Below are 18,780 nucleotides of genomic sequence, written 5' to 3' on the forward strand. Positions count from 1 at the left end.
TTGAAACTTCAATCCTTACCGAGCCTCACCATACCTCCCACCCCCACCCACACAACAGCGCCCGCCCCACCGCCCCAGCACGCAAAAAGCCCCCGACTCGAACGAGTCGGGGGCTTGCTGACCTCATGGTCGGTAAGGGTGGGCACAACAGGATTCGAACCTGTGACATCTGCTTTGTAAGTTCGATCGAACGTCTCGTCGGCCTTCGAGTCGCGCATCCATCAAGCCCCGGCCGGTGCATCCTTGTGGCCGTTCATGCATCGGTGTCCACGAGCGTTGCCGTCACCTACTGCCGTCGGTGACCTCCTCCACCCGTCGACGTCTCGCCCGCAGGCACCCAGGCTTGCGGCAGCGCGACCTTGTCGATGGCGCCGGCTGGAGCACTAACCTGCTGTCAGACCGCGGGGAGGCGAGCACACAGTGCCCGCATCGCATACCGTGCGCGGGTTCCCTCAGGCCACTCCGAGGACCAGGAGAGGACGACTGGCTTAGCCGCCTGGTCGACGGCTGTTGTCAGTGGCTCGCCCTAGAGTCGCCCCATGACGACAGACGCCGTTGCGGCTTCGGGGGAGCAGGCACCGCTCCAATCGGCGACCTTGACATCGGTGAGGTTGCAGACGGGAGCGGTCAAACCCGGCATCATTGGTCCGACGCTTCGGGTCACCACCTCTCGGGGAGGGAGGGGGAGACCTTACTGAGACGACCCTCGGGGGGCACCCAGGTGCAGGTACAACGCGCTTTCCTTGAGGTGATCGTGGATGACGCTTCCATCGATCCGCCCCTATCCGGGATCTGCGCTGGGTTCGAATCTGGGCAGTGGCGGACCCGGCAGTTGGCCAAGAGACTATTTGACGACGTAATCGACTTCGCCTTGTCCCATTCCGAGCGCCAGGAGTTCAACTCGGATACAGGCATGTTGATGGTAGGTCGCGCAATGCGCAAGATTTACACGTCGGAAAAATATGCAAGAAGAGGTGAGTTCGGTGAACTTCTTCTGCATATGGCTCTTCGTGAAGTTTTTAAGACTGAAACGGCGCTCAGTAAGATCTATTTCAAAGATGGCAGCAACGAGACCGTGAAGGGGTTTGATGCCGTCCATATCGTTGACAACGGTACGGGGCTGGAGCTATGGCTGGGTGAGGTCAAGTTTTATAATAGGTTGAGCAGCGCTATTCGGGATGTCGTTGCGGAGCTTCACGATCATATCGACTCGAACTATCTACGCGGCGAGTTTCTTGCGGTCGAAGGGAAAATCGATAGATCGTGGAAGCATGCTCCCAAGCTGCTCAGTATGATCCATGAGGATGTCAGCCTTGATGAGATATTCGAGAGTATCACTATCCCTGTCCTGCTCACATACGACAGCCCGGCCGTAGCAGCGCGTGTTGCAGAGCTATCCGGTGACCCTAAGGGTTCGAGTGAAACCAGGGAAGCCTACAGAGCTGCATTCGAGGAAGAAGTCCGCAAGGGCTGGGGCGCTTTCGTTGCTGCTGGTCTACCCCGCAAGGTGCGCATCCGTCTGATCCTTGTGCCACTGCATCTGAAGAAATCCCTAATTGATGCCCTACATGAAAGGCTAAAGCTTTGGCAGGAAGCAACAGCCTGACCGTTCCCATGGCCCGTGACTTGCTCACCCATGGCAGGCCGGAGGGGCGTCAGTTCGAAATTCTCAAACTCATCTCCCACTTGATTCGCGACGCGCAGCAACAGTCGTCCGCTAGGGAGTTGCTGCTGCGCATCTTGGATCAGCCATCGCAATTCAGCGGTTACAGCGAGTTGCTTGATTCCCTGCTACGTACTGCCGGGCTCTTCCCTTATGCCACCCCGTCCAACCTTTCACTCCCCGACCTGATCGCTTACGAGGCCCACCGCCCCTTGGATTACGACAACGAGGACGTTGTATTCCATGAAGTACAGGCAAAGGTCTACCAGCGGTTGATGTCAGGGGAGAACGTAATCCTCAGTGCGCCGACAAGCTTCGGTAAGAGTTTGGTGCTTGACGCGCTAATCGCGTCCGCCAAGTTCAGTAATGTGGCGGTGGTGTTGCCTACCATCGCTCTAATCGATGAGACGCGCAAGCGACTCTCTCGATTCCGGGGACAATACCGGATTATCACGCATCCGACCCAGCCTCTGGGGGAGCGCAATCTTCTGGTAATGACACAAGAGCGGATTCTCGACCTCCCCGAACTTCCAGAACTCGACCTATTCATGATTGATGAATTCTACAAGCTTGACATCAGTCGAGGTGAAACAGACCGCGGAATCCTGCTGAACCAAGCACTGCAAAGGTTGATGCGCACACAAGCGACATTCTACTTGGCGGGGCCGAATATCCACGCGCTGGCTGCGTCGCTCCCACAGGACTTCGCAGCGAGCTTTATTTCCACGAGCTTTGCGACTGTAGTCAGCGACGTGACGCTCATGCCCACTCCCCCGAAGGGAGGAGAGCTCGAGGCACTCTCAAGCCTGTGCATGCAGCTGGACGGGCCAACGCTGATTTACTGCCAGTCTCCCGCGCGTGCGCGCGTCGTGGCCCGACACTTGATTGCTGCCGGCGTGGGTGAGCCCGCCTCCGAGCTGCAATCAGCCGCCGATTGGATCGGGGAAAACTATCACCCGGAATGGTCGCTGTGTAAATCGATTCCGAAAGGAATCGGTGTCCACCACGGAAAGATCCCACGAGCATTGGCTCAGTACCAGGTGAGTGCCTTCAACGCAGGGCACCTGAAGTTCCTGGTTTGCACATCAACTCTGATTGAGGGGGTTAATACCTCAGCCAAGAATGTCGTGGTATTCGACCACAAGTTGAACCGCAAGAATCTCGACTTCTTCACATTCTCGAACATTAAAGGTCGATCAGGCAGGATGATGCGGCACTTCGTGGGGAATGTTTACCTGTTCAGGGCACCGCCTCAGGAGGATCTCCCGACCGTTGACGTTCCCCTGTACAGCCAAGGTCCCAGCGTGCCGGACAGCCTCCTAATTCAAGTTGATGAACCCGGATTGCTGCCCAGTTCACGCGAGAGAATTGAAAAGTATCACTCGCAAACTGAAGTTCCCCTGGAGGTGCTCAAGCAGAACAGCGGCCTAGATCCGCAGAGTCAGATCAATCTCGCAAAGTATGTGCGGCGCAGCATCTCACGGCTCGCCGAAAATCTGGCATGGAGCGGTTGGCCTCAGTACGAGGAACTTGAGGCTTGTTGTGAGCTGATTGTTAATTTTCTTCACCCAATCAGGGGGCGTTTGCACGGCGTCGCATCTGCCCGTCAACTTGCCTTGAGGATGAATGTCGTAAACGGTGCGCAAGGTGACGTTCACGAACTGATCGCGCGCGAACTTGCCAACCCGTATGAGACGCCAGAACCTGACGATGCAGTCGAGAACGTTCTAGATTTCTTGAGGTACTGGCCAGGGTTCACATTCCCTCGCCTCCTCATGGCATTGGAAAGTGTCGTGCGGCCGATACTTCAAGAGGCGGGGTTCGACGGTTGCGACTACTCTGCATACGCGACTTCGGCAAAGGGGTTCTTCCTCCCCCGCTTCGTTGCCGACGTGGAAGACTATGGCCTCCCTGTTCAGGTGGCCATGAAGATCCTGCAAGGCCGCAGTTACAACGCCGAGACGATGGACCATCTGTTGGAGCGTCTGAGTCGGGCGCGGGAGGAGACAATGGACGACTTCGAAGTTGGTCTCTATCGAGCGTTCGTTGAGTTTCTTTAGTCCAATACATGGCGATGCACTGGCCGACTCCCGTGAGCAGAACTCGTGAGGACATCGTCGAGGGGGCTGGCAGCGGTGACGTTGCCCCTGGCGGTGCAGGAGCAGAGGAGCTGGATCGTCTCGCGTGGGATCAAAAGGCAATTTCTTGGGCGGCAGTACGACCTACGGCACCGCGCAAGGCCAATTCGCCACTGCGCGCACTGGGCCCCACTGGTTTATACACAGCGGTCAAGCGCCGCTCGGGCCGATGCGGAGACGGGTGCGGCCACCGCTGCGAAGCGGCGGTCAGTCTCTGGCACGGAGTCGGGTCACCAGGGGCCCTCGGGAGTACGCCCTCCCGCCGGACCTTCAGACATGAGCGGCGGCGGGTTCGGGACCGGCCGGTCTCCCTTGGCCGTGTCGTTGTTGCGCAGCGCCGAATGAACCAATCGAGCCCACCACTGAGACTGCGGCTCTGAGCTGCGGCCATGTGTACGGCACCCGCCCAACCACGGAATCACCGTTCGGAGATGCATGAGACGGAAGCTGAGGCAGACCGGCATCCCGGGAGAACCCCGCCGGCGTCCTGTACCGAAGGCTGCCAGCACTCACCCCCGCCGCTCGCGGACCCGCCGGCGGCACCTGCCCGGCGAGCGGTGCCCTGATACCCGTTGTGCGACGCTTGCCATGCGGCACATCAGCGGGTGAGAGGGGACCAGATGCCGGGAGCGAGTCCGCGCGGGACGTATTTGTTGATTGCGGATGCCCTGCGCAAGGAGATCGGGAAGGGGCACTTCGCTGAGAAGGGGCTCCCTTCCGAAGCCGCGCTGATGCGTGAGCACGGGGTGGCGCGGACTACCGTACGACGCGCTTTGGAGATCTTGGAGAAGGAAGGTCTCATCCGCTCCGAGCCAGGGATTGGCCGCGTGGTCAGCGACGGCAGCGAGCGGCGCCCCTTGGCGCAAAGGCTGAGCGACATGATCGCGCAGCGCGGCTTCACCGCGGGTGACGCGTTCCCGTCCGAGGCCCGGCTCTGCGAGGAATTCGACGTCTCGCGGACAGCTCTGCGGAGCGCTCTATCGGCGTTGGAAGGCCAGGGGCTACTGGAAGCTGTGCACGGGAAGGGGCGGTTCGTCCGCGCCCTCCCGGCGAGCACACACGATTCGTAGGCTGGAGCCCATGGGACTCACAGAGCAGGCATTTACCCTCTCGGAATCGATGCTGGCTGAACCCCTCCCGCGCCGCTGGGCGCATTCGCTCGGCGTCGCCAAGCGTGCGGCGACCCTGCGCCCCATCCTCGGCCGCGACGCCGACGTCATGGAGGCCGCCGCGGTCCTCCACGACGTCGGCTACTCGCCATCGATCGCTACGACAGGGTTCCATCCGCTCGACGGTGCCCGGTTTCTCCGCGAGCAGGAGTCGTTTGACGAACGGGTGGTTCGCCTGGTAGCCCACCATTCCTGCGCACTGCTTGAAGCGGAAGAGCGGGGACTGCGTGACGAGCTGGCGACTGAGTTCGAGATGGAGCGTCCGGAGCTCGTGGACGCCCTGATCTTCTGCGACATGACGACGACGCCGGACGGCGGCCACACCGCGCCGGCCGACCGTCTGAACGAGATCGTGGCGCGCTATGGTCCGGACACCATCGTGGGGCGCTTCATCCAGCGGGCGGCACCCGAGATTCACGCTGCCGCGAGCAGGGTGGAACAGCGGATGGCCGCAGTGGGCGCGGGTCAGCCGATGTAGGGCACCGTCCGTGAGTCATCCAGTCCGTGCTCAATGCGCAACCGCATCGAGGGGTGGATGTCGAGCCGGTCGAGGTCCGCCGGAGAGACCCAGCGGACCTCTTTCGATTCGTTGCTGGTACGCAGCGAGCCGCCTGTGAGGTGCGCGCGGAAGCAAATGGAGAATTGCTGCCGGACTTCTCCATCGTCGTACGCCATGACGTGGCGCGGGTCCGTGTAGAGCCCGCTGACACCGTCCACCTCGACCGTAAAGCCGGTCTCTTCCTCGACCTCCCGGACGACGGTCTCTGCGATCGACTCGCCTACGTCATGGCCTCCCCCGGGGAGGGCCCACAGGTCGTTGTCAGTCTTGTGGATGAGTAGGAGTCGCCCGTCCTCATCCCGGACCACGGCAGTAACCGAAGGCACCACAGAGTTGGCTTTCGGGGCCTCCGGGTCGTTGAAGTAGTCCCTGCGGCTCACGCCTGAACCTCCGCGAAGTCGGTTGGTGAGGTGATCACGCGGGCAGAGTCCCACACGCGCTCCACGCTCTCGGCATAAGTATCAAACAACTCGCCACCAGGGACGCGCTGTAGGTGGAGAACAGGGGCAAGGTAGGCACCAACTCCGTATACGTGGCCGTTCGCAAGTAGTTCGTTGTCGGCACGGTAGATGGAGTTGTAGAGGGTCGTGCTGTGCAAGCGGAACTCGACGCCCGGCAGGCCGAAGAGCCCGCGGTAGTTCATCAAGGCGTTGCGAATCTTGCTGGCCATCGCATCGCCGATTCCCTCGTCTGCACCACGGGTCGCAACCTCGGGGCAGTCCGGGTCGCCAAGCATGAAACGAACCCGTACGCCATCCGCCGACTTTTCCTTGACCAGGCGGAGGAATTCGGGATCTTCAGTCAGCCAGAACCCGGAGTAGACCAGCACATCGAAGTACGTCCTGGACGACGAATAAAGCTGTGGCCAGAGACGCGGGGGCACCGCTGAACGGTGTGGGTACAGCTTCACCAGCTCTGCGCCGCCGGCTGACGCAACCTCAGCCATCGTCCGTTCGTCGGGCCATAGGTAGGACACCTCGTAGCGGAGGAGCGAAGCCACCGCGTACTGGAAGCGGCGATACGGTTTGCGGCCCTGGTTGATCCACCGTTCGACGGTTTTGCTGGCCACCCCGAGGCGTTCGGCGACGGTCTCGATGGTGAGCCCTCGTTCGGTGATCGCGCCACGAAGTCGCTCGTTCGCCATCTCCCCGTCTCTCCCTACGCGTTGGGACGTCTTGGGACGACTTCGACCCTAGCCAGCCGTCCCGGAGCCGTCCATGGGGGCGGTCGTACGTCTGCCGTTCAGGCAGCAATCTGGAAGCACGCCGAGAGAACGCCCTTCTGAGGGCGGGTTCTTGACAGCACGTGAGATACAGGTATTACATGTATCTCATGCCGCGGGGCGCCACCACTGGGCTCCGGAAGTCGCATTGCTTGACCTGCGCAAATGCACGACTAAAGGGCCCTGCTTCGGCGGGGTCATGAGGCCCCGCTTCGGCGGGGGCGAGGGACCCCGGGCCCTTTGCATCCGGGAGGGCTTAGACCGAGAGGTCACGTCTCCATACGCCTGAAACGGGAGCCCGTGTTCCCGAAGGAGACACCTGTTCATGTCCGCTTCCACAGAGGAGTCGTCGTGACACGACATCTGTAGGGCGCTGCCGATGCTGGACCGGTAAGGCAGCAGTGATGCCCTTTGCGTCCCGCCCGGGGCGGCGCCGGAGACATCCGCGCTCCGCCGCGCGCGGTTCATCCGGAGCTACCGCGGGATAGCCGCGGCCGGTTGCCTCCTCTGCCCGTTCGGGCGCTCCCCGTGTGGGGACGGCTCGTACGGGCGGGGCTGAGGGGAGCCGGAATCCACTTGGTTCCACAACGGCGTGCGGCCCCGGGGGGCGATCCCGGGGCCGCTTCGGGCCGTCCACCTTCGAAGGGATCACGACCCATGAAGACCATCGTTGCACTTCAGGCGGTTGTTACCGCCAACCCGCCCACCGGTGGCCCGACGGCCGCTGAACTGGATGCGATCGAGGCGGAGATGCCGGTCATCTCGGCGGAGGTCGAGCTGCTGGACGCGCAGATCATGATCCTCGACCGGACGCCGTCCGAGGTTGACGAGCAGCGCATCCGCCGGGCCCGCCGCCGGGTGCTGGCGGCCCGCCGGGACCTGGCCAACCTGTCCGCCGCGGCGTTCGTGCCGGAGGTGGGGGCGTGAGCTACCAGGACACCGCGCTGACCGCGGCGCACGCGGAGGTCAAGGCGGAGCTTGCCCGTACGGACACGAAGGCCAGTCTGCTGCTGGCGTTCACCGGCGCGATGCTGGCCGGCGCCTGGACGGTCGCCACCAGCGTCCACCTGCCCCCGGCCGCCATGGTGTTCGGGGCCGCCGGGGTGGTGGTGCTGCTGGCCGCGGCCACGTACCTGCTGCGGACGGTCCGCCCGGACCTCGGTGGCGCCCGCCCGCAGGGCTTCCCCAAGTGGGCCACCCTCACCCCCGACGAGATCCGGGACGCGCTGAGCCAGGACGACCGGCCCGCGCACATCGCCGCCTTGTCCCGCATCGCCGTCGCTAAGTTCAGCCGCCTGCGGTGCGCCATCGACCTCACCTGCGTTGCCGGTGGGCTGCTGGTGGTCGCTGCGGTGATCGCGTGGGGTGGTGCATCGTGACCGCTGTCCGGCAGTCCCTGACCCTGGTGCAGAAGAGGGTCCTGCGTGCGGCTTTCGTGCCGATGCTCGCCACAGGCGTGGCTGGTGGGGTGGGGACGTTCACCAACATCAGTCGCGCCTACGGCAAGGGCACCGCGCTGGGCGCGGTCGCGGCCGGTGAGGGCGCTACCGCCGTTCTGGCGCTGGTCCTGCTGGGCCTGACGCTGCTGGGGCAGTCGTCGCCGTTGGTGATCCGGGCCGGGCTGTGGGCGCTGCCGACGGCCGCGTCGGTGATGGCGGCCATGGCCGGGGACGATCCGGGCCGCACCGTCATCTATGCCGTGACGCCGATGGGCATGTGCGTGTCAGCGGAGGGCATGGCGTTCCTGGCCCGTCGGATCGTGGTCCACACCGACGGCCGGGATGCTGAAGCCGAGCGAAAGGCAGCCTCCGTCGTTCAGGCGCTGGCCTATCACCGGGCACGTTCCGCCAACCACCCTGACAAATCGGTCCGGAAGCGTTCGGAGCGTCGGTCCTGGCGCCTGGCCCGCAAGGTCGGTGTCGGGGATGCGTCGCTGGGGACGCGGCTGCTGGGCGTCCAGCGCGATCGCGTCACGGACGGCGCCGACGCGGCCCTGGCCGACATGTTCACCGTGATGCGGCCCGTCACGCCCGCCGTGACGCCGGACGCGGCCACGGCCGTCGGCCCTTTGGCGCTGCCGGAGCTGGAGCGCTCAGTGCCCTCGCGTGACGAGGACGACACACAGGTCAGCCCCGGTGAGACAGGCGCCGTCACACCGATCGTGACGACCGTGACCCCTGAACCCGTCACGCCCGTCACGCCCGTCACGCCGGACCAGGACACGCCGCCGGCCGAGCGTGAGCCGGAGGAGGAGCCTGGCGCGAGCGAGGGTGCCGTCACGCTGGAGGACATCGCCGCCGTCGCGGGCGTGACGACTCCCAAGCCCGCCGAACCGCTCGCCGATGACCAACTGGTCGTGGCGCTGCGGTATCTGCGGTACTCGGACGATCCGCCGCTGTCCTACCGGCAGGCCGCCGCCGCGTTCCGGGACGCCGGTTACGTCGGCGCGGAGAACCGTGTCCGCGCCGCCTGGGGTGTGCTGATGACGCAGGAGGAAAGCACCCCGTGACCGCCCTGCCCGTCTACCGGTGGCGCCTGGCCCCGGACGGCCTGGCCACCCGCCGCCAGCTCCGCGCGATGGGGTTGCGGCCGGGCGGCCAGCCGGTGGTCGCTCAGATCGAGCGGCCCGTCGTCGGCGCGGGCCGCTGGTCGGCTACCTCTACCGCATCGACCAGGCCAAGCCCGTCCGGCCCATGACCCCGGCGAAATGCGCGGCTCTGGCCAAGGCGAACGCCGCCCGCCGCACCTGTCCCGCCTGCGGGCGGGACGCGGGCTACACCCTCTCCACCTCACTCGGCGTGTGTGTGCCCTGCGCGGACGCTCCCGCGCTGGCCGCATGAAGGAGGCTCCCATGCCCTCAACCGCAACCGAGACCAAACCACCCACCCCCACCACCACCCCCGAAGCCGTCAAGCAGCAGCCGAAGCCGGCCGCACAGACCAAGGAACCGGCCTCCGCGCCGGGGCAGACGCTGGCCGGGGTGCTGATCCCCGGCGGAGCGCTGACCGGCCTGATCGGGTTCTGCTGGCTCTGCCATCAATTCGGCCTGCCCGCCGTCCTCCTGGCCATCGTCGCCTGCTCCGCGGTCGCCACAGCCACGCTGGCCGTGCGGGCCGGGCGGCGCATTCGGCGGGCAGGCTCGGGCCGTCTGGGGCGTGCCTCGCTGCGCGCACCAGGCACCGGCCACCGTGGCGGTGCTGCCTCCGGCCCTGCGGGACGTGGCGGTGGGAGGGTTCCTGCCGCCCGGTCCGGGGCCGGACCGTCCCTGCGCAAGCCGCCCAGCGGCACGCCGTCGGCAGTCGGCCGCGCCGGTGGCACCTCACGGAAGCCCGGTGGTCTGGCCGCGAAGCCGAAGCCGCTGGGCGCGGCCACGCCGAATCTTTCCGGTCATCAGCCGGGCGCGCTGGGACGGAACGCGGCGGCGCTGGGCGGGCCGGGCCGCCGCACCACCCCCAGCGGCGCGGCGCCGCGGACGGCACCCAAGCCGACCGGCGGCGCGTCGCTCCGCAAGCACACGGGCGGGGGCGCCGCCCCGACGCTCTCCGGCGCCGCGGGAAGGCTGGCCCGGACGTTCAGCCGCAAGTCCCCCACCACCGCGGCCGGCGTCAACACCCCGCAGGGCGGGGCGCGTCGAACAGGTGGTGCCAAGCAGCCGAAGAGCGGCGGCCGGCAGCAGCCGGGCAACAGCAAGGGCGGTTACAAGCCCGCCCCGCAGCAGAGCGCCACCTCGGCCGGCGGGCGGGCCCGGAAGGCCGCGAAAGCCCTCACCCAGGCTGCCCTGCGCAACCGGGGGCAGTCGGGCAAGCAGCCCAACCCCGGCAAGCTCAAGAGCCGCCCCAAGCGCAACGCAGGGCACACCACGTCCAAGCTGCGGGGCGCCTGGCGCGGGCTGCGCCACGGCTCGCGCCTGACCAAGCAAGGCTCGTACTGGGTGGGGCGGAAGCTGCGCCAGCACCTCAGCCCCCTGACCCGGGGTCGGCTGCGTAAGGCCGCCACCCCGCTGCGGGCCACTGCCCGCCTGGTGGCCCGGCACGGCTCGCCGCTGCTGGCCCATGCCTGGCGCTACGGCTCGCGCGCCCTGCTCAACGGGCATCTGGCCCTGGGCTCGGTCCGCTTCTCCACCGTCGGGCCGAACTGGCTGCGCCCGCTGGCCCGCGTCTTCCACACCCTGACCACCCCCGCCGCCCGCGCCCTTGCCTGGGCCGGGACCTGGGGCTGGTTGAACCGCTGGATGTACCGGCACACCGGCGCCGGAACCACCCTCACCCCGCCCAAGACCCGCCGCACGGCACCGACCGGCGGCCGGACGGCCGGAGCGCACCGGGCGGTGCACAGCCCGACCCGCATCACCACCCCCGCGACGAACGGAGTTCCTGTGTCCTCCATCGAACCCGCGCTGCCGCTGCAGTACGCCGCCGATGCCGTCCGCACCGCCGGCGCCATGATGGTCCTCAACCCGGCCGGCAACATGGTCGGCTACGAGGCCACCATCAACAGCCTGGCGGAGATCCAGCGCGCCATCGGCGACGTGATCGCCATGGCCGCGCACTCCAGCCGGGAGAGCTTCAAGGTCAACGCGGCCATCCCCGAGGCGTACGACGACACCGCCGTCTACGCCCACGCCCTGGCCGGACGCCTGGACTCGATCCCGACGCTGTACCGGATCATCCACGCCGAGCAGATCGACAACATCGAGAACCCCACGATCCAGGGCGCCAAGTGGGACCAGTCCGCCAACTGGCAGTAACCCGCTTGCCCGTCATCGCCGCAGGCCGGGCACCGACCGCCGGTGCCTGGCCTGCGGCCTTCCCGGCTCACCTCGACCGATCGAACGGAGACCCTGCTCATGCTGAGCCGTCCCAGCAACCACGAGCCGATCCCCTGGCGGCACGGCGTGGTGTCCACCCCGCTGTTCACCGCCGCCACCGTCTACGCCGGCGGCCTCGGCCTCGGGCTGGCCGCGGACGCTGGTGCCGCGCTGCCGCTGGGCTGGATCGGCGTCGGCTCCCTCACCGGCATCGTCGCCGCGGCCACCTCCCGCTTCATCCGCACCTCCGGCCAGTCGAAGTTCCGCCGCTGGTTCCACACCGGCTTCACCGCCACCTGGACCAGCGCCGCCTACGCCTGGATCAACTGGACCGCCCACAACAGCCCCTGGACCCTGGCATCCGCGGCCGTCGTCGGCGCCGCCACCGCCGCCCTCACCCCGTTCTATGCGATCGACCGGGGGCTCCGAACAGAGGAGATCACCGCCCAGTGGGCCGCCGAAGCAGGCACCGGCTACGGGGACCGCGCCGAATGGGCACGTCTGTTCGAAGAGGTCGGAGCGAAGGGAGTGGAGGTCGGCAAGAGCCAGCGCACCCGCGGCGGCTACGCCATGCCGCTCCGACTGACCAGCACCTCCTACGAGCAGCTGCTCACGATGCTGCCCGCCCTGGAGACCCGCAAGGGCGACATCCGCCCCGGCTCCCTCCGCCTGGTCCGCAGCGAATCCGGCCTTGCCTCCGAAGCGATGCTGCACGTCACCACCCGCAACGTGCTGGCCGAGACCATCGACCTGCCCGACGAGGCCCACCCGCTGACCATCCGGGAACCGCTGACCCTGGGCCTGCTGGAGTCGGGGGAGCCAATCGAGATCCTCTTCCGCCAGGTCAGCATCATGATCGCGGGCATGAAGGGGTCCGGGAAGAGCGTCCTGCTCCACGTCATCATCTCCCTGCTGACCCGCTGCACCGACGCGGTGATCTGGATGATCGACATGGCACAGGGCAACACCGCCAAGCGCTGGCTGCGCCCCTGGGCCCAGCAGTGGAAGGACACCGACGGCCGCCTGATCGACCGCCCGATCCTGGACTGGGTGGCCACCGACCCGGCCGAGGCGGTGCGGCTGCTGAACGCCGCCCTGGCCATCGCCGACGGCCGGGCCCGCCGGATGAAGGGCGGGAAGATCCAGCCCAAGGAGAGCGAACCCGCCGTCATCGTGCTGTCGGACGAGAACTCCGACCTGATGGCGTGGACGCCGGAAGCCTTGAAGGCGAAGATCCGACTGTTGAAGAAGGGCCGGAAGGCCGCCGTGGACGTGGTCGACGCCGTCCAGCGCGGCACCGGCCCCAACACCGGCGGCGGAGAAGTCGATTCGCAGTACGACATCACCATCGGCATGCGCTTCGCCAAGAAGCAGGAAGGCCAGTTCGTCTTCCCCGGCCACTACCAGCAAGTCGACCTGTCCAAGCTCCCCGGCAAGGGCGCCCTCTACATCCTCGACCAGGCCCGTGCACAGGAAGGCGGGATCGGGCCGGAGCGCGGCAAGGTCTACTTCGCCAACGACGAAGACGAGCACGCCGACGGCACCCCGCGCCACGACATCGAAGAGCTGGCCGTGGCCCGCTGGGACATCCGCCCCGACCTGGACCAGGCCGCGCAGGAGGACGCCGCGTCGTTCGGCTACCACGAGCGCTGGTCGAACCCCGAGCGGATCGCCTGGCTGCTGGACGCCCTGGGCCTGCCCACCCCGGCCGGCACCGGCGCCCGCACCGCGGCGGGCGGGACCAGCGCCGCGGGCGGCAACAGCGCACCGGGACAGGCGGGGGGCATCGGGACGCTCACCCCGATGAAGCCCATCGAGTACTACATCGACAAGGCCAAGAACCCGCAGGCCGAACTGCCGCAGGAGCCCACCGCCCCGGCTACCGAGCCCGCCACCGGCGGAGGCTCCAGCGGTGGTGAGGAGGACCCGCAGGTGGCCGCTGCAATCGCGCGGGCCCTGGAGGAGTTCGAGCGCATCACCGAACAGGCCGCCGAAACCGCTGCGGACGAGGAGGCCGCCGCGGCGGCACCGGCCGGGCCGGAGTGGCTGCCCACCGCGATCGACGCGATCGAGTCCGCCGGGGCGATGGGCATGAAGCCGGCCGCCATCGCCGACCTTGTCGGCCGGGACCGAAAGACCGTCCGCGAAGCCCTCAAAGCCGCCGCCGAACGCGGCGAGTTGGTCTACCGGGACCGCGGACCGCACTCGGTCTACGTCCACCCCGAGCACACCTGACCTCACACACGGTTACCGGGTAGTGGGTAGTGGGGCGCGACACCCCACTACCCACTAACCCCGCGAACCGTCCACCTGTGGGTTCTCACCAGGCCCTCCCCAGTAGACGCCCCACTACCCACTACCCAGTACTCACTACCCACTACAGCTACACACCGTGACCATCGCGTGGGCGGCCCTTCCTCTTGGAAGGGCCGCCCACTGTCGTACCGACAGGAGAACACCTGTGGCCCTGACGCTCTCCGCCACCGTCCTCTTCGGCCTCCTCGCCGTCGTCTTGCTGCGCGGCAGACACGTCAGCTTCGGAAACGCGCTGGTGCTGTTCCTCTTCGGCTTCTTCGTCGCCGGCACCGGCGCCTACAAGCCCATCCACAACCTGTGCCAGGCCGTAGCCGACACCCTCACCCACCTCACCGCCTAGCAGGAGGAGGACTTGTGGACCCCCGACCCACGTACACGATCACCACCGCCGAAACCCACCAGGCGCCCGCCTACCTCCAGCACCGACCCACACAACCGATGCCGCTCCACGAGATCCCGCCCGGAGTCGAGCTGGTCACCCTCCCCAGCGGCATCCGCACCCTCGCCTACACCCAGCCCACCCCGCCGCCCGTGACCGCAGCTCCGGCCGCCCAGCCGGTCCCGGCCTGGGCCAAGACCACCGCCCTGCTCGTGCCCACCACCGGCTTCGGCATCGGTGCCGCCGGAGTTGGCCTGTCCTACGCCGCACCGGGACTGATCGCCATGAGCCACGCCCTGTGGGCCACCGTCGCCCTCATCGCCGCCGGCGGCGGAGCCGCGATGGCCCTGCTCAAGCGCTGCCGCCGCCCTGCACCTGCACAGATCACTCAGAACATCACCGCGACCGGCTTCTTCGGCCGCGCCAACGGAACCATCAACCACCGCTAGGAGAGCTGACGTGAACTTCAGCGACAACGAGATCGTGACCGTCGAACTGGACTGCCCGGGCTGGACCAAGCCCCACACCTGCGACATCACCCGCCGCCAGCTCGACGCACTGCTGGTCGCCCTCGACGACATGGCCGCCGACACCTACGAAGCGGCCCGTCGCCTGGCTCAGAAGTGGCCCACGCCCGAAGAGGCGTACGCCGACGCCCCGGCCATCGCCTACGAGCAGGCGTGGACCAAGAGCACCGCCAACGCCTCCGCCGACGAGCTGGACCGGGACTGGTACCTGCGGCACGCCGCGCTCTTGGACCGCGTCGCCCTGCGCGATGACCCCGACCAGGACACCTGCGCCGCGGAGGACGCCGAGGCGACCGCCATCGTCCTGCTGGACATCGACCAGGCGCCCCGGGGCTGCGACCCGCGCGCCTACGTCCGCCAGCAGTACGCCCTCTGGGCCGCCGACCAGACGAACGACCCGCGGACCAGCACCCACAGCTAGCAACGCCCAGGGCGGCCGCTCCTCTCGCCAAAGATCCGCGGCCGCCCTGGCTCTCCGTCCATTGCACAGAACAGGAGACCTCCAGCATGACCCACGCAGTCTCGATCCGGCGAGCCCGCCCGCGGGTGTTGGCCGCATTCTGCGGTGTCGGAGGCGACACCGCCGGCTACCTCGCTGCCGGCTGCCACGTCACCGGCGTGGACCTCGCCCCCCAACCCCGCTACATCGGCGACGCCTTCCACCAGGGCGACGCGGTCGAGTACATCCGCGCCCACGGCCACGAGTACGACTTCATCCACGCCGGGCCGCCGTGCCAGTTCGACTGCACCCTGACCGCCGGCACCAACGCCGCCAAGCGCTCCACCTACCCCGACCTGCTGGAGCCCACCCGGGCGGCACTTAAGGCCACCGGTCGCCCCTACGCCATCGAACAGCCGCCGGGGCGCGCCTCGAAGCGGATGCGGGTGGACGTGACGCTGTGCGGGGAGATGTTCGGGCTCGGCGTCATCCGCCACCGCAACTTCGAACTCGGCCACTGGACCACGCTCAAGCCCACCCACCGGCCGCACCGCGGCCGCGTGGCCGGCATGCGACACGGCAAGTGGTACTCCGGCCCGTACTTCGCCGTCTACGGCGAGGGCGGCGGCAAGGGCACCGTCGCCCAGTGGCAGCAGGCCATGGGCATCACCTGGACCGACGTACGCAAGGAAATCGCCGAGGCCATCCCGCCCGCCTACGGCCGCTGGCTCGCCAACGCCTTCCTCACCCGCACCGCCCTGGAGGTGGCCGCGTGAGCGAGCACCTGACGACCGCTTTGACGCTGGCCACCCGCGGTATCCCGGTCCTGCCGCTGCGGCGGGGCAAGCGTCCCTTCGGCAACTGCGCCGCCTGCACGGCAAATGCCTGCGGGGGCCGCCCGCACATGAAGGACGAGGGGCCCTGCCGGTGCCCCAGGCCGTGCCACGGCTGGGCCGCCGCCACCACCGACCCCGCCGTCCTCGGTTCCCAGCCGTGGGCGGCAGCCTGGCGGGACGCCGTGGCGGTCGCCTACCACCCGGCCGGCGCCGGGCTGACCGTCCTCGACCTCGACAACGCCGCCGCCGTCGCCTGGGCCCGCGAGACCCTGCCCGTCACGCGGACCGTGCCGACCACGCGAGGTGAGCACTGGATCTACCGCGGCGCCATGTCCTCCGCAAACCGCGTACGCCCCGACGTGGACATCAAGTCCACGATGGCCTACGCCCGGTGGCTCGGGCCCGGCACCGGCACCTCGGCCCCCCTCCCCGACGCCGTCCGCGCCCTGATCGTGAAGGACACGGGCCGGCGCACCTCGCATGCCATCACCGTGCCCGTATTGCCCGGGGGCGGGGAGTGCCGTCACCGCATGCCTACCTACCTGGAGCGCGGCATCGCCATGGCCGAGCAGCGCATCACCGAGGCCCGCAGCGCGGTCCACACCACCGTCTACCAGACGTTCCTCGCCGTGCTGTCCGCCCACGGCCGGTGCGGCTGCCTCACCGACGCCCACATCGCGCGCCTGTTCACCGCCGCTCAGGCCAAGGGCGAATCGCCCCGGCACTGCACCGACGCGTGGGCCAACGCCCGCGCGAAGTTGGGGATGTGACCGTGGCCGACGACGAGAAGACGCCGGCCCGCCAGATCATCACCGACTACGCGCAAGCGCACTTCCGGTACTTCCGCACCATCGACGGCACCGTGTACGCGCAGCAGAACGGCCACCCCGTGGCCCGGCCCATCCGCTCCCAGGGCACGACTGGAAGCCACCGTCAGGAACTCATGGTCGGCCTGTACAGGGACGGGGCCGGCGTGTTCAACGGCACAGCACTCAAGGAGGCGTTGGACTTGATCGAGGCACTCGCACTGACCGAGGACGTACAGCCCACCCACATCCGCGTGGCGCCCGGATTCGACGGTGCGACCTGGCTCGACCTGGGGCGCGACGACGGCCAGTCCGTCCGAATCCACCCCACCGGCTGGGACATTCTCACCCCCGACCCGCAGGAAGTCTGCTGGCGGCGCACCCAGCTCACCGGCGAACTCCCCCTGCCCGAAAAGGACACCAACGGCAAGGGCATCGACCAACTGCTCCGCCTGTGCAACTTCGCCAGCGCCGAGACCGAATGCCTGGCCCTCGCCTGGCTCATCGGCTGCCTGGAGCCGTCCGTGCCCGTGCCGGCCCCGTTCCTCACCGGCCCCCAAGGGGCGGGCAAGTCCACCGGCGGCCGGATGCTGGTGCGGATCATCGAGGGGATGAGCGGTGACCTGCGGCGGGCGCCGAAGGACGAGGAGAACATGATCACGGCCGTTGCAGCCGGATGGGTCACTGCCCTGGACAACCTCTCCCACCTGCCCCCGGACCTGTCCGACCTCATGTGCTGCATCGTGACCGGCGCCGAGAGCATCAAGCGCGCCCTGTTCACCGACGGCGACGTCGTCCGCTCCCGCTACCGGCGCCCCATGCTCCTGACCGGCATCGACGTCGGCGTCATCCGGCCCGACCTTGCCGAACGCCTCCTGCCGCTCCGTCTTGTGCGGCCCCGGGTGCGGCGAACCGAGGCAGAGCTGTGGACGGAGTACGCGGAGATCCTGCCGACCGTGCTCGGCTCCCTGCTGGACCTGACGGTCAAGGTACGTGCCGCCCAGGCTGACACCCCCACCGACCTGCGGATGGCGGACTTCGCCCACCTGTGCGCGCAGCTCGACACTGCTACTGGCTTTGGCTCGCTGGCCGCGTACCGGGCCAGCCTCGATGACCTCAACGACGACGTCATCGAAGGTGACCTGCTGGCGCAGACGGTTCTCAAGCACGCGGCTGGACTCGACGCGGGTGCGGAAGTCCGTATGACGTCCTCGGAGTGGCTGCACTCCCTCACAAGCCTCTACAGCGGCGAGGAGTGCCGGCCGCTGCCCAAGGGCTGGCCCACCACCGGCAAGGTCCTCTCCGACCGCCTCAAGCGGCTAGAGCCGACCCTCGCCGCACGCGGCGTCCTCATCGACTGGGGCCGCACCAGCGCCGCCCGCTACATCGAGATGACCCGCCACGCATCACTGACCCCAAACCAGCAGGAAGCGGCGTTCTGACCCGCGCCATCACGGCACCACACCGAACAAGCAAGAGGAGCACCCCCGCGATGAGGCGTGCTCCTCTTGCTGTTCCGGCGGCTTGCCGCCGCTGCGCAAGGCGCGCCGCGAAGCGGCTCCTTCTTCACGTCTTGAGCCGCGCGCACCACCACAGACACCACCCCTCTTTTTCCTAACAGAAGAGATCCTGCGTCACCCACGTCACCAGACACCCGAACCCGGCCTCTGACCAGCGGCGACAGCGGTGACGCAGACGGCAAAACCTCCGTCATCCCGCGTCACCCGCGTCACGGGTGACAGAACTCCGCCCCGCCCCGTGACACGCCCCGAGCTGCCCGCGTCACCGCATAACCGCAGCTCGGAGCCACAAATGACGTGCGTGACGCGATGACGCAGAAATCTGCACCTCGGACAGGCGCCGGCCCCGAGGAGACCGATACCAACCCGTTCGCAGAGAGCCCGGTTCCGTGGAGGCAG

General features: G+C 67.6%; 17 protein-coding genes and 1 pseudogene. 16 read left to right on the forward strand and 2 right to left on the reverse strand.

Translation table 11 applies throughout. The features are described from left to right. Positions 1 to 754 precede the first annotated feature (754 nt). The 4 genes from ACZ7MX_RS20900 to ACZ7MX_RS20915 all read left to right on the forward strand — a co-directional run bounded on the left by ACZ7MX_RS20900 (position 755) and on the right by ACZ7MX_RS20915 (position 5,448). Positions 755 to 1,606: a HamA C-terminal domain-containing protein gene (locus ACZ7MX_RS20900; protein ID WP_472134156.1), complete on the forward strand. Its 852-nt coding sequence runs from the start codon at positions 755 to 757 to the stop codon at positions 1,604 to 1,606. After that, entirely contained in the window at positions 1,585 to 3,723 is a 2,139-nt protein-coding gene (locus ACZ7MX_RS20905; protein WP_472134158.1) for a DEAD/DEAH box helicase, read from the forward strand. The genes ACZ7MX_RS20900 and ACZ7MX_RS20905 overlap by 22 nt, the downstream gene beginning before the upstream one ends. Positions 3,724 to 4,421: 698 nt before the next feature. Next, complete coding sequence (locus ACZ7MX_RS20910) at positions 4,422 to 4,871, forward strand: GntR family transcriptional regulator (RefSeq protein ID WP_472134159.1); 450 nt, start codon at positions 4,422 to 4,424, stop codon at positions 4,869 to 4,871. 10 nt (positions 4,872 to 4,881) lie between these two features. Further along, on the forward strand, positions 4,882 to 5,448 hold the full coding sequence (locus ACZ7MX_RS20915; RefSeq protein ID WP_472134160.1) for an HD domain-containing protein: 567 nt from the start codon (positions 4,882 to 4,884) through the stop codon (positions 5,446 to 5,448). On the opposite strand, the gene ACZ7MX_RS20920 is transcribed toward ACZ7MX_RS20915, so the two are convergent. Beyond that, complete coding sequence (locus ACZ7MX_RS20920; RefSeq protein WP_472134161.1) at positions 5,436 to 5,909, reverse strand: NUDIX domain-containing protein; 474 nt, start codon at positions 5,907 to 5,909, stop codon at positions 5,436 to 5,438. The genes ACZ7MX_RS20915 and ACZ7MX_RS20920 overlap by 13 nt on opposite strands. Further along, entirely contained in the window at positions 5,906 to 6,673 is a 768-nt protein-coding gene (locus tag ACZ7MX_RS20925; RefSeq protein WP_472134162.1) for a helix-turn-helix domain-containing protein, read from the reverse strand. The genes ACZ7MX_RS20920 and ACZ7MX_RS20925 overlap by 4 nt, the downstream gene beginning before the upstream one ends. Before the next feature lie 735 nt (positions 6,674 to 7,408). On the opposite strand from ACZ7MX_RS20925, the gene ACZ7MX_RS20930 reads away from it, so the two are divergent. From ACZ7MX_RS20930 to ACZ7MX_RS20985, 12 genes and pseudogenes are all read left to right on the forward strand, one after another. Continuing rightward, a complete protein-coding gene (locus ACZ7MX_RS20930) occupies positions 7,409 to 7,678 on the forward strand; it encodes a DUF6284 family protein (RefSeq protein WP_329128056.1) in 270 nt (89 codons plus the stop codon). Next, positions 7,675 to 8,130, forward strand: coding sequence for a Pycsar system effector family protein (locus ACZ7MX_RS20935; RefSeq protein WP_472134164.1), 456 nt, complete (start codon positions 7,675 to 7,677; stop codon positions 8,128 to 8,130). The genes ACZ7MX_RS20930 and ACZ7MX_RS20935 overlap by 4 nt, the downstream gene beginning before the upstream one ends. Positions 8,131 to 8,192: 62 nt before the next feature. Next, positions 8,193 to 9,260, forward strand: a complete 1,068-nt coding sequence (locus ACZ7MX_RS20940; RefSeq protein WP_472134544.1) for a hypothetical protein — start codon at positions 8,193 to 8,195, stop codon at positions 9,258 to 9,260. Then, a pseudogene (locus tag ACZ7MX_RS20945) lies at positions 9,257 to 9,591 on the forward strand (RRQRL motif-containing zinc-binding protein). Before ACZ7MX_RS20940 ends, ACZ7MX_RS20945 begins: the two are co-directional and overlap by 4 nt. Positions 9,592 to 9,602: 11 nt before the next feature. Next, positions 9,603 to 11,498 (forward strand): hypothetical protein, encoded by a 1,896-nt coding sequence (locus tag ACZ7MX_RS20950; RefSeq protein WP_472134166.1) that lies wholly within the window; start codon positions 9,603 to 9,605, stop codon positions 11,496 to 11,498. 99 nt (positions 11,499 to 11,597) lie between these two features. Continuing rightward, positions 11,598 to 13,793, forward strand: a complete 2,196-nt coding sequence (locus tag ACZ7MX_RS20955; protein WP_472134167.1) for a hypothetical protein — start codon at positions 11,598 to 11,600, stop codon at positions 13,791 to 13,793. A 226-nt stretch (positions 13,794 to 14,019) separates the two neighbouring features. Further along, entirely contained in the window at positions 14,020 to 14,214 is a 195-nt protein-coding gene (locus ACZ7MX_RS20960; RefSeq protein WP_472134169.1) for a hypothetical protein, read from the forward strand. Positions 14,215 to 14,228: 14 nt separating this feature from the next. Then, entirely contained in the window at positions 14,229 to 14,702 is a 474-nt protein-coding gene (locus tag ACZ7MX_RS20965) for a hypothetical protein (RefSeq protein ID WP_472134171.1), read from the forward strand. Positions 14,703 to 14,712: 10 nt separating this feature from the next. Continuing rightward, complete coding sequence (locus tag ACZ7MX_RS20970; protein WP_472134172.1) at positions 14,713 to 15,201, forward strand: hypothetical protein; 489 nt, start codon at positions 14,713 to 14,715, stop codon at positions 15,199 to 15,201. Between the two features lie 86 nt (positions 15,202 to 15,287). Next, entirely contained in the window at positions 15,288 to 15,995 is a 708-nt protein-coding gene (locus ACZ7MX_RS20975; RefSeq protein ID WP_472134174.1) for a class I SAM-dependent methyltransferase, read from the forward strand. After that, a complete protein-coding gene (locus ACZ7MX_RS20980) occupies positions 15,992 to 16,825 on the forward strand; it encodes a bifunctional DNA primase/polymerase (RefSeq protein ID WP_472134176.1) in 834 nt (277 codons plus the stop codon). Before ACZ7MX_RS20975 ends, ACZ7MX_RS20980 begins: the two co-directional genes overlap by 4 nt. A gap of 2 nt (positions 16,826 to 16,827) precedes the next feature. Further along, a complete protein-coding gene (locus ACZ7MX_RS20985; RefSeq protein WP_472134178.1) occupies positions 16,828 to 18,303 on the forward strand; it encodes an ATP-binding protein in 1,476 nt (491 codons plus the stop codon). Positions 18,304 to 18,780: the final 477 nt, after the last annotated feature.

The sequence above is a fragment of the Streptomyces sp. NPDC107765 genome, assembly GCF_055657085.1.